Genomic DNA, 11367 nt, shown 5'->3' on the forward strand with positions numbered 1-11367 from the left:
TAGAGTTACGGCGGTCATAGCGAAGGGGAAACGCCCGGTCCCATTCCGAACCCGGAAGCTAAGCCCTTCAGCGCCGATGGTACTGCACTCGACAGGGTGTGGGAGAGTAGGACACCGCCGAACACAACTTGAGAAGCCCCCCAACCAGTGATGGTTGGGGGGCTTTCTCGTACCCAAAACACCCCGAAACATCCCGTCGCCGGCACCCCCGGCTTCGAGCGAACGGTACGTTCGTCGCCTCAGATCGACCCAACGTACCGTTCACACCATCACGAGCAGAAGAGCACGGCCGGCTCACCACCCCGTCCGGGATCGAGTGAACGACACTCTCACCGCCTCCAACGAGATGAACGGTACGTTCACTCCATCAGGGCAGGGCAGGGCAGGGCAGGGCAGGGCAGGGCAGGTGAGCGGATGGGCAGATCCGACAGGCGTTATCGCAGAGCCTCCTGCAGCACCTCGCAGAGCACATCCAGCGTTCTGGAGTACTGCGACTGCGTCGGCGTGCTGTAACCGACGACGATGCCGTCACCGCCGACTGACGATACGTCGGGATGTCGGAAGACGGACAACCCTTCGAGCCCGAGATCGCGCGCCTGCGCCGCCGCAAGAACAGATTGTTCGGTGCCGGAGGGAAGGCGGATCACAGCGTGAAGACCCGCGGAGATCCCCGCGACCCTGACCCGGGGTACTTGCTGTGCAAGGGTCGCAACAAGTTGATCGCGTCGTCGTCGATAAGAGGTACGCATCTTTCGAATATGGCTGTCGAATCTTCCGGATTCAATGAAGTCTGCCAAGGTCAATTGATCCGTTGAACTTACCCAGCGTTCGTAGGGTCCCTTTGTTGCGAGGACGGGTTCGATCAGCCTGTCCGGCAACACCATCCATCCGATGCGAATGGCCGGCGACAGTGTCTTGCTGACAGTGCCGAGGTATGCAACGTGCTGCGGCGCGATTCCTTGGAGTGCGCCGACAGGCTTTCTGTCGTAACGGAATTCGCCGTCGTAGTCATCCTCGATGATGACGCCACCGGTAGTCGAGGCCCATTCGAGAGCGGTCGCGCGCCTCGCCGGCGTGAGGGGACCTCCGAGGGGAAACTGATGCGTCGGCGTCAGCAGAACACTCTCAGCAGGTGTTGACGCCAATTCGTCTGTGCAAGTGCCTGATTCGTCGACCGAAATGGGAATTGTCAGCAGTCCTTCGTCGACGAGCAAGTGTCGGTGCAGGTGAAGGCAGAAAGCATCGACCGCAATCGTTCCTCCGAGTGCACGGGCGAGGAGGGAGATCCCGTGACCCGAGCTGGCACTGATCACAATGCGGCTCGGATCGACGCGAACGCCTCTGGTGCGGCTCAGGTATGTGGTGAGGGCATTTCGGAGTTCGACTCGGCCTCTGGGATCAGTGGTCGCGAAAGCGTCGGTCGGCGCGGTGGTCAAAGCACGTCTGGCGGACGAAATCCATGCAGTGCGGGGAAACGCCGACGCGTCCGGCGATCCGGGGAGAAGGCTGTAGGTCAAGCGCCGTCGGGTCGGCGATGGATCGACCTCGCGACTGTGTGTGCTGGCGAGCGTGGCGACTACGGTCCCGGAACCCGGCCGTGTGACAAGCCAACCAGCGGCGGCGAGCTCGGCGTAGCAGTCCGCAACGGTGTTTCGGGCAACTCCGAGATCGAGTGCGAGGGTGCGAGAAGGCGGGAGTCTGGTGCCGGGCTTCAACAGTCCACTGTCGATCGCGTCGCGAAGCGTCTGAAGCAGCGCAGCGCGAACCCCGATTCCCTGTGGCAGCTCGATATGCAGATCGAACCCAAGATTGGCCCATGAATTCATCACCGGATTGAACCATGTTTCGGGGTCTTTCCGGGATTACGGTTTGAGTATGACTACAGCAACAGGACAACGACTGGATATCGCAAAGCTGGCGCCCGAGGTCTACAAGGCGATGATTGCGTTGGATGCCGCTGCGCGCAAGGGGCTGGAGCCGACGCTCGTCGAGCTGGTCCTCACGCGTGCGTCGCAGCTGAATCATTGCGCATGGTGCTTGGACATGCACACTCGCGACGCCCGAAAGGTCGGCGTGACGGAGCAGAAGCTCTACCTACTGAACGCGTGGGAAGAAGCGCGAGGGATGTACTCCGATCGCGAACGCGCCGCACTCGCCTTGACCGAGTCCGTGACAGTCCTTACCGACGGTTTCGTTCCGGACGAGGTGTACAGCGAGGCGGCCGGCGAATTCTCGGACGGGGAACTGGCCCAGCTCATCAGCGTCATCTTCACGATCAATGCGTGGAATCGCATTGCGGTTACCACAAGGAAGGCGCCTCCGGTCCGAGACTGATCCGAGGCTCGTACTCCGCTCTCTATCGGGTGCAGATTGCCGCCGTCGAAGATCTGGGTAATCGACACAAAGAGGACCAAAAGATTGGTTTAGAGTGTGAACAAAACCAACCGATTCTCTAAATGTGAGGCAAATCACATTTAGAGAATCGGTGGATTGTTCCGAGTATCTGCAAGTTGTCTGAATCCAGACAAAGCAGTCTCGGTTGGAAGTTCCGGTGAAGGGGTCCGCATTGCGGGCCCCTTCTTTTGTGTGCGCGCTGAAAACGCCCCTTCCTGTGAGTTTCCCTAGAATGTCCGAGTTACCGACCGGCTAGCGTCGGAGGAATGCCGGGAACGCCCCGGTTACGTGAGCAAATTTTGAGTTGATCGCGATAGTTGTGCGGTTGGACAAAGGTACAGTCATCTTGTTGGCTAACTCGTCGTCCGGAGGTTCAAGCTGCGTACGGGGGCTCGACGATCGTGTGGACTTTCTTGAAACATGCACTACATTGCCATCTAGTAACTGGCTGGTTGCCAAAAGCGATCAGCCGATCCTCTCGGAAGTGAGCGCTGGGTGGCGTGGTCTTGGGAATCCAAGCAACCTTCCCGCTACCGAAATGTCTTGAAAGGGAAGCTTTGATGACTGTGTCTGGTTCACGGCGTAGGCCGCTTGTTCTCCGGCTCTCGCTAACTGCAGCTATTGCCGTAACGGTGGCCGGTAGTAGCGTTGCTTTTGCTTCACCAGCTGTGTCCGCGCCGATGCCGGTGCGAACCGCGGCTGCTCCGGCGTTCACCGCCGGGTTGTGTGAGGGCACCGAGTACACGCCCTCAGAGCAGATGCTCGACATCTCCGGCATTCGGCTGGATCACTTCAACGACGGCAACATCGTGCCGATGTACGGCACCACCGATCGGGGTACATCGGCCGCGGTGGATGCTCCGGTCTGCGGTGTCCGCGACGTCGACGGAATTGCGAAGTCGGAATGGATGTACTGCACGGACTTCGATCTCGATCCATGTGCCGGCGTCGACGAAAACGGTTTGCCCGTGGACAAGCACAACGACGAGATGGGTGCGACGGTTCCGTCATCGGGCAATCCCGATCTGTCAGCCGACGATCTCGCTGTCATCAGTTGGTTGCTGCAGAATCCCGCCAAGCTCGACGGCGTCGTTTCGGGAAATGGCAGTGAGGATGCGCGTTCGGCGCGGCAGACGCTGGTGTGGTGCGTTTCGGACTACGACAATCCGCTGATGGCCGATTTCAAAAGCCTGTGCGACAGGAACATCGGCGACGACGAGCGAGCTCGCATCGTCGAGATCATGAACGTCACGCAGACGCTCGACCTCGTTCGCAAGACGCCCGCGACGGGAACTTTGAAGGCAGGCGAGACTGCCGTATTCACCCTGAACACGAATATGTACCGGAAGCCGATCAATGTTCAGTCCTCGGCGGGCACCGAACTCACCGTCTGTGGCGACAACGCCAAGGCAACGTTGAGTGCAAACCAATTGACGGTCGACGGCCGCGGCGACGCACCGACTGCCGTGGATCTATGCCTCACCGCTGCGGACGGCGGTGACTACTCCGTGACCGCAAGCGTCATTCCGGATTCGGTCGAGAACCTGCACTGGAACACGGCAGGCGCACAGTGCCAGGTCTTCGCGTCGTTCGACACCGTTCGGCCGGCGTTGATGAATGCGTCTGCCAGCGTCGGATATGCAGCAGCGCCCACGACGACACCCGCAACGACGACACCGGCAACAACGACACCGGCAACCACGACGCCTGCAACTCCGGTCGTTCCGATTGTGCCCATCGTGCCGATTGTTCCGATCGTGCCCATCGTTCCGATTGTGCCGGTCGTGCCCGTAGTTCCGGGTGCGCCTGTTCCGTCGCAGCCGGTTGCAACTCCCGCTGCTCCGGCGCCGTCGGCTCCGAAGCAGGCCACCGGACCTCGCCCGGTTGCCATCGACGGTGGTGCCGCTGAACAGAATTCAGGCCGCAACGTCGCCGTCGCAGTGACGGGCCTCGGGCTTGTCGGTATGGCTGCTGCCGGAGCAGTTGCTCTCCGCCGCAAGCGTTCCTGACGCCAGGCAGATGTAGTAGACGTCGGCACCGGTCACGATTCGTGTGATCGGTGCCGACACAGATCAGACGCAGGGGGCGTCAATTCGCAAGAGGCGCCGGGGGTGCCTCATCCCGCAGGAGACAGTTCGATGACCATGTACGAGTCGGATCCCAATCCATCCAATCCATACGACGATCCCAACCACGATCAGCCCGCGAACATCGGCAAGGGGCGTCGTGTCGCGTTCATCCTGGCTCTCATCGCGGTGGTGGTCGCCGGCGCTTCCATGGCCTTCGTCGGCCTGCGATCCTCCGATGACGATGCTGCGATCCCGCCGAGTCCGGGAGTTGTCATGTCGCACTCCACGAATCCGGTGGCGCCTTCGGATGAGTTGATGACTCCCAACACCCTTTCGCTCGACCCGGTCGGTGTTCAGGCGCCGATCGTGGACGCCACCGTGCCGGAAGGAGTTCTCACTCCGCCGGAGAACGTCAAGAACGTCGGAATCTGGCTCGACGGCGCCTCGCTCGACTCGGTCACCGGCACGACTTTGATTGCCGGACATGTCAATTTGACCGGCCAGGGTAACGGTGCACTGTTCGACCTGGGCACGATCGAACCGGGTGAAGTGATCCGTACATCCGACGCGACGGGCAAGAGCACGTCGTGGAAGGTGACTGCGGTGACGACGCGTCCGAAGGCCGATGGCGTGGAGGAAAGCGTGCTGGCCGGCCCGGAGGGCCCTCGCAAGTTGGCAGTCGTAACCTGCGGCGGCGAACTGCAATTCGAGGACGGCGTGGGTAACTACGCCGACAATGTCTACCTGTACGCGGATCTGATGGTCTGAGACACAGAAACAATCCAGTCGGTCCCCGATCCCTCTTCGTAGAGATCGGGGATCGCCTGTTGGATAGTGTCGCAGGTATGGATCTTCACCTGTCTGGAAAGCGTGCGATCGTTGCCGGTGGTAGCAAGGGGATCGGTCTGGCAATCGCCAGAGGTCTGGCCGCTGAAGGGGTCGACATCGCGATACTCGCGCGCACTGAGCAAACGGTCGTGGATGTTGCCCGAGATTTGGCTTCGGAGTTCGGAATTCGTGCGACCGGAGTCGTGACGGACACACGAGACGACGACGCAGTTCAAGCGTCGGTGCGGCAAGTAGTAAAGGAGTTCGGCGGCGTCGACATTCTGGTCAACTCCGCAGCGACTCCGTTCAGCGCCGGAAAGCCGACGGATTTCGAGGCGACCACAGACGACGTCGTGCGCGACGAAGTCGAAGTGAAAGTGCTCGGCTACCTGCGCACTGCGCGTGCTGTAGCGCCGTATCTGATCGACCAGGGTTGGGGTCGGATCATCAACATCAGCGGTTTGGGTGCCAGACAGGCAACCTCGATCGCCCACACGATCCGCAACGTCAGTGTGTCTGCGCTGACCAAAAATCTTGCAGACGAGCTGGGCCCCAAGGGAATCAACGTCACAGTCGTCCATCCGGGCGTGACGCGGACCGAGAGGTTGACCGCGCGGATTGCGCGCGAGTCGGAAGAATCCGGCCGCTCGCAGGCAGAGGTGGAGCGGGGTATTGCGACGAACTCGATACACCGGATCATCGACGCCGAAGAGGTGGCTGACGTCGTGACCTTCCTGGCATCGCCGCGAAGCATCGCTATCACCGGTGACGCAGTGGCCGTGGGAGGAGGAGTGCCGGGGCCGGTTTATTACTGATAACTCACGTACTGCTACCTGCTCGCGGTGGTGACGATCGTGTGAACGCGTCCGCCGCCGAGTCTCTTGCTTTCGTACATCGCCGAATCGGCGACTTTCTGCATGTCGGTGAACGCTGTTGCACGCTCTTCTCCGGCGACGAATTTGTGGGTACGCACGGCGATTCCGATGCTCGATGTCGACGGTATCTCGTCGGTATTCGAGTGCATTGCCGGTCCGATCGAGTCGAGCATCGGGCCGATGGCCGGCACGGAAAGTCTTTGAGCGAGGATGAATTCGTCGCCGCCGACCCGCGCGACAACAGCATCGGCATGTGCCCAGGCGGACAACCGCTGTGAAACCCGGAGAATTATGCGGTCGCCCACGTCGTGACCGTGGACGTCATTGATCGTCTTGAACCGGTCGATGTCTATCGCGATCACGAGTAGTGCCGCCGATTCCTGACGCTGGAACTCCGCGAGTACCTTCTCGACGTGGCGGTCGAGGCCACGACGGTTCAGGAGCCCGGTGAGGGGATCGAGGTCGGAGCTGGACGCGTCCATGCTGAGCATCGTCAGCACGATCTGCGAGATGAATGCACAGACCACGAGTGCGGTGACGACAACCAGCACTTTCGAAACTCCGAGCGCAGGATCTCGCTCCGGCCCGAAGAGGATCGGCTGCGCAGCCACCACGATCATCACAACCGAGAAGGTCAGGTGTGCGATCTGCAACTTCGGATTGTGAAAATAGGCGATGTAGATACCGATCAGCGCGTAGATGACACAGGTCAGTAATCGCGCAAGCTGCGAGGAATCTCCAAGTACGGAAATCGTGACTGCGATGTCGCAGAAGACTACGAAACCGAACGAGCGGCGCTTTGTCGGGCCGAAGACCCACCATGAGACTCCGACCATGAAGCACGAGATCACGACAACAGTGTTGAAGAACAGCGCAATCGTGCTTGTCGGACCGGCCGGACTGAATCTGTTGAGTAGTGCGCACACGCCCAGTCCGATGACAATGATGCCAAGTAATAGCCGGGTGGCGGTCGTGAGGCCGTTGTCGCGGAGATAGCGAGTGAATCGGTCGTATTGATCGGGGAGGGCCAGCCACTCGCGGGTCAGGGTCCTCATGGACTTCATCTGCGACGTCATGAGTGCATCAGTCTGCGATGGCGGGAGCGTGCGCCGTTCATCGTGAACTGACTCCTCTTCTGTCTGGCACCTTGCAATGCTAGCTGGATCGATGCCGTGTTGGACCGAGATGTTCGGATCGGCGACCCGAATGTCTGGGTTCCGCCAGCGTGGAGTATAAATACATCTTGTGTCTATGTTGTATTCCGCTTCGGAAACCGTCTTCCGCGAAGTCAAGGAGCTGATCCTTTCCGGCGAACTCGCCGGCGGGGAGCTGATCAGCGAGGGTGACATCGCCGCTCGGACCAATGTGAGCCGAACGCCGGTGCGTGAGGCGTTTCTGCGTCTCGAGTCGGAAGGTTGGATGCGCCTCTACCCGAAGAAGGGGGCGCTGATCGTCCCGGTCGCGGATGGGGAAGCGGAACACGTAGTCAGTGCCAGACAACTCGTCGAGACTCAGAGCGTTCGAGTGGTGTCGGTCCGACCGCACGCACGTGAAGCGCTGGTCGCAGCGTTGCGCGCGAATCTGATCGAGCAACGTGAGATTGCTGATCGCGGGGACGTTGCCGCGTTCAGCGCGACCGATGCCGACTTTCACAAGATGATCGTTGCCGCCGGTGGGAACCCTTTGCTCGACTCGTTCTACGCGAGTCTGCGCGACAGGCAACGACGGATGACAGCGCGGTCGATCTCACGCGACCCCGGCCAACTATCTCGCATCCTTGCCGACCACACCGCGCTTACCGACCTCGTAGAAACAGGCGATGCAGACGGATACAACACTGCCGTCCTCACACACATGCGCCAGGTGCACGGCCTCGGCTTCGAAGGAACTCTGTGATGAGCACCCAAACGATAGACGCTGGGACCGCAGCCGAACGTCGTCCAGGCAGTGAACGTGGCACCGGCGGAAAATGGCTGTGGCTGACCGTTGCCGCCAGCATGTTCGCCGCGGCCTGGGGCGGCAACGAATTCACGCCACTGCTGGTGATGTACCGACTCGATCACGGCTATTCGCCGGTGATGGTCGACTTCTTCCTCTTCGCCTACGTCGTCGGAATTGTGCCGGCCCTGCTGCTCGGCGGCCCGCTGTCCGATCGATTGGGTCGACGCCCGATCATGCTCCCCGCGCCGATAATCGCGATCGCCGGTTCGACGCTGCTCGCTTTCGGGGCCGACTCCGCTGCCGCTCTCATTCTGGGAAGAATCCTCTGCGGCATCGCCTTGGGGATCGGTATGGCCGTCGGCGGCTCCTGGGTCAAGGAGTTGTCCACGCAACCTTGGGATTCGACGGCGTCGGAAGGCGCGGGTGCCAGGCGAGCAGCGATGAGTCTGACTGCCGGCTTCGCCTTGGGAGCGGGTGCCGCGGGAATCTTGGCGCAGTGGGCGCCCCTGCCGAGTGTGTTGGCGTACGTGTTGCACATCGCGATCACCGTCCTCGCGGCCATGGCGCTGTGGCGTGCTCCCGAAACACGACCGGCACAGGCGAAATCCGACCGACGCAGGTTGATCGACGACCTCAAGATCCCCTCGGCAGGGCATCGTAGATTCCTCTACGTCGTTGTTCCGTTGGCGCCGTGGGTGTTCGGTGCTGCCAGTGTCGCGTATGCAGTTATTCCGGCGCTCATGACCGGGCACAGTGGCGATGCGCCCGTGGCCTTTTCAGCTCTGCTGTGCATGGTCGCGCTGACATGCGGCTTCGCGATTCAGTCGTTGGGGCGCAAGATCGATACCGACCGCAGCGCGCGCGGCGCCGTTGTGGCTCTGGTGTTTCTGGTGGTTGGTATGGCCGGCGCTGCTCTGGTTGCGTCGACGCTGACCGTGGCGATCGCGATCGTGGCTGCAGCGATCCTCGGTTGCGGGTACGGCATGGCATTGGTTTCCGGGTTGCTGGAGATCCAGCGAATCGCGGGGCCGGACGATCTGGCAGGACTGACCGCGGTGTTCTACTCGATCACCTACATCGGTTTTGCTGTGCCTGCGTTGCTGGCGATGCTGTCGGAAAGCATTCCGGCGCTGAGCTACACGGTGACTCTTCTGTTCGGATCAGCCGCCGCCGCTGCCTGCTTGATTCTGATTCTCTTCAAGTCGCGTTCACATCTTCCGAGCGCGTGATGCCGTCCGATCCGCCGACCCCTGCGAGAGTCGGCGGACCGGGGCGAAATCACGCGTCTACAGTTGCGGAACCGTTTTCCGAATTGTGGACCGAATTGTGTACCGAACCAACCGGAACCGATGCGGTCTTGTTCAGGCCGTTGAGCAATCCGGTGATATCGACGCCTGAGCTTTCGAGAGTTTCGATGACGCCGGCGATCACCTGGGGGCTGATGCCCAGGATCGAGCCGATCGAACCCTGGGCCCCGTCACTGCCGCCGACGATGGAGATGCGGTCGATGTCGCCGACCGGCTTCGCCGCCGCTGCGGTGGCGTCGACCAATGCTGCCAGAACATCAGGCAGAGTGAGCAACTGCGCGGCCTGCGGGGTGTAGGAATTGAGCGCCTCGGCGATCTGACGCTTACCGGCAGCTTCGGCTTCGAGCTTGGCGCGCAAACCATCCGCCTCGGCTTGTTGCTCGGCACGGACGGCGTCGGCCGCTACCTTGCGGCCGTCTGCTTCGGCTTCCAGACGTGCTCGAAGGCCGTCGGCATCAGCCTGCTGCTCAGAGCGAACAGCGTCGGCGACGAGCTTTCGTGCATCGGCCTGAGCGCCGCCGGCCTGCCTTGCTGACTCGGCCTGTGCCTGGGCGCGGAGGATCGCGGCCTGTCGCTCACCCTCTGCGCGTGCGATGGAGGCTTGGCGTTCGGCCTCGGCCGGTGCAATGACATCTGCCTGCAATGCCGCTTCCGATTGCTGGGCGCGACGACGCTCGACCTCGGTGCGAGCTTCGACGCGGGCCGCCTCGGCCTGCTCACGTGCGATGCCGACGGCCTTCTCGGCTGTTGCCTGCGCGAGGGGCCCGGCCTGGTCGGCCTCGGCGTTCTCGGCTTCGGTCTGTGCTCGCAGGCGAGCGAGTTCGACGTCGCGTTTCTGATTTGCACTCGCGATCGCGGTGTCGGCTTCGGCCTGCGCGACGGAACCTGCCTGTCGCGCCTTTGCTGACTGGATCTGCGAATCACGCTCTGCTTCAGCAGTTCCGATCGCGGCATCACGTTTGACCTCGGCGATGCGGCGCTGACCGAGCGATTCGAGATAGCCGTTGAAGTCGGAGATTCCCGCGATCTTGATGACATCGACTTCCATGCCGATGCGGGCGAGGTCGCCGCCTGCCTCCTCGACCACGCTGCGCGCAAGCGAATCGCGATTGGAGTTCAGATCCTCGACCGTCATGGTCGCGGTGATTCCGCGCAGGCTGCCCGCGAGGATTTCGTTGATCTGCTGCTGGAGTTCGTCCAGATCGGAAGTCAGGAATCGTTGCACCGCTGTCTGAACCGCTTCGTCGGCGGAACCGATTCGCACCAGGCCGACTGCCTCGACGTTGACCGGAACACCGTCGTTGGAGAGCGCATTCTTGAGATTGATGCTGACGTTGAACGGCTCGAGCGACATGATGTCGACGCGTTCGATTCCGGGAATCTTGAATCGGGCACCGCCGCGGACGACTTTCGGCTTGCCTCGTCCGGTGAAGACCGCCACTTCGTTCGGCGGGACCTTGACGTAGTTCTTCACGTAGATCGCGGGGAGAACAATGAAGATGATTACTGCGACTACAACCGCAATGATGATGATTGGCAGCATGTATCGAGTCCTTAGATCGCGTCGTCAACCGTGACGACGTGAAGGTATTGATCGTCTACATCGGCGATGTAGACGGTGGTGCCGGTGGTGAGAACCATCGGCTGTGCACTGACGGCCTTGGCCTGCACGCGATTGCCTTCGGCGTCGACGAACGAGACTTCTCCCCAACCTTCGGCTGCGATGGTGAGGGTGACCGTGCCCAACAGTCCGTGGTATGAAGCCCGCCCGATGTGCGAATTATCTTGTTGCTTAAGGAGATAGGGGAGAAGGAGGCCGCGCGTGACGACAACGAGAACGGCGGCGAGTGCGAGTGCTGCAATAACCGCTACCAACGTCGGAGCGTCCGCGAGAGTGGCAGCTACGCCGCCGGCGCCGAAGCCGAAAAGTGCTGTGGCCAAAGTTGTCAGGCT

10 protein-coding genes and 1 rRNA gene are annotated in these 11367 nt (G+C 61.3%); 7 read left to right on the plus strand and 4 right to left on the minus strand.

Going from position 1 to position 11367, the window contains the following annotated elements; translation table 11 throughout:
• Nucleotides 1-6: 6 nt before the first annotated feature.
• Nucleotides 7-123: ribosomal RNA gene (gene rrf / locus ABX74_RS09005) — 5S ribosomal RNA — on the plus strand.
• 311 nt (nucleotides 124-434) lie between these two features.
• On the opposite strand, the gene ABX74_RS09010 is transcribed toward rrf, so the two are convergent.
• On the minus strand, nucleotides 435-1826 hold the full coding sequence (locus ABX74_RS09010; protein WP_047888692.1) for a PLP-dependent aminotransferase family protein: 1392 nt from the start codon (nucleotides 1824-1826) through the stop codon (nucleotides 435-437).
• Nucleotides 1827-1875: 49 nt separating this feature from the next.
• Between ABX74_RS09010 and ABX74_RS09015 the strand changes: the two genes are divergently transcribed.
• The 4 genes from ABX74_RS09015 to ABX74_RS09030 all read left to right on the plus strand — a co-directional run bounded on the left by ABX74_RS09015 (nucleotide 1876) and on the right by ABX74_RS09030 (nucleotide 6106).
• Nucleotides 1876-2334 carry a carboxymuconolactone decarboxylase family protein gene (locus tag ABX74_RS09015; protein ID WP_047888693.1) on the plus strand — a complete coding sequence of 153 codons (459 nt, stop codon included), beginning with the start codon at nucleotides 1876-1878 and terminating at the stop codon, nucleotides 2332-2334.
• 620 nt (nucleotides 2335-2954) lie between these two features.
• Nucleotides 2955-4403 carry a hypothetical protein gene (locus tag ABX74_RS09020; RefSeq protein ID WP_223257866.1) on the plus strand — a complete coding sequence of 483 codons (1449 nt, stop codon included), beginning with the start codon at nucleotides 2955-2957 and terminating at the stop codon, nucleotides 4401-4403.
• Between the two features lie 129 nt (nucleotides 4404-4532).
• The gene (locus ABX74_RS09025) at nucleotides 4533-5231 is read left to right on the plus strand and encodes a class F sortase (RefSeq protein ID WP_047888696.1); all 699 of its coding nucleotides are present in this window, start codon (nucleotides 4533-4535) and stop codon (nucleotides 5229-5231) included.
• A gap of 77 nt (nucleotides 5232-5308) precedes the next feature.
• A complete protein-coding gene (locus tag ABX74_RS09030; protein ID WP_047888694.1) occupies nucleotides 5309-6106 on the plus strand; it encodes an SDR family NAD(P)-dependent oxidoreductase in 798 nt (265 codons plus the stop codon).
• Nucleotides 6107-6120: 14 nt separating this feature from the next.
• Here the strand turns inward: ABX74_RS09030 and ABX74_RS09035 are convergent, their stop codons facing one another.
• Entirely contained in the window at nucleotides 6121-7242 is a 1122-nt protein-coding gene (locus tag ABX74_RS09035; protein WP_019746669.1) for a GGDEF domain-containing protein, read from the minus strand.
• Between the two features lie 175 nt (nucleotides 7243-7417).
• On the opposite strand from ABX74_RS09035, the gene ABX74_RS09040 reads away from it, so the two are divergent.
• Complete coding sequence (locus ABX74_RS09040) at nucleotides 7418-8062, plus strand: GntR family transcriptional regulator (RefSeq protein WP_047888695.1); 645 nt, start codon at nucleotides 7418-7420, stop codon at nucleotides 8060-8062.
• Complete coding sequence (locus ABX74_RS09045) at nucleotides 8062-9336, plus strand: MFS transporter (RefSeq protein ID WP_029254359.1); 1275 nt, start codon at nucleotides 8062-8064, stop codon at nucleotides 9334-9336. The genes ABX74_RS09040 and ABX74_RS09045 overlap by 1 nt, the downstream gene beginning before the upstream one ends.
• Nucleotides 9337-9385: 49 nt before the next feature.
• Here the strand turns inward: ABX74_RS09045 and ABX74_RS09050 are convergent, their stop codons facing one another.
• Together ABX74_RS09050 and ABX74_RS09055 are read right to left on the minus strand one after the other, a co-directional pair.
• Nucleotides 9386-10957 (minus strand): flotillin family protein, encoded by a 1572-nt coding sequence (locus tag ABX74_RS09050; RefSeq protein WP_020906004.1) that lies wholly within the window; start codon nucleotides 10955-10957, stop codon nucleotides 9386-9388.
• Nucleotides 10958-10968: 11 nt separating this feature from the next.
• The coding region (locus ABX74_RS09055; protein ID WP_047888697.1) for a DUF1449 family protein at nucleotides 10969-11367 on the minus strand (399 nt) is incomplete at its 5' end.

Source organism: Rhodococcus sp. ARP2, from assembly GCF_001029585.1.
In the GTDB taxonomy this organism is placed as follows: Bacteria; Actinomycetota; Actinomycetes; order Mycobacteriales; family Mycobacteriaceae; genus Rhodococcus_F; species Rhodococcus_F erythropolis.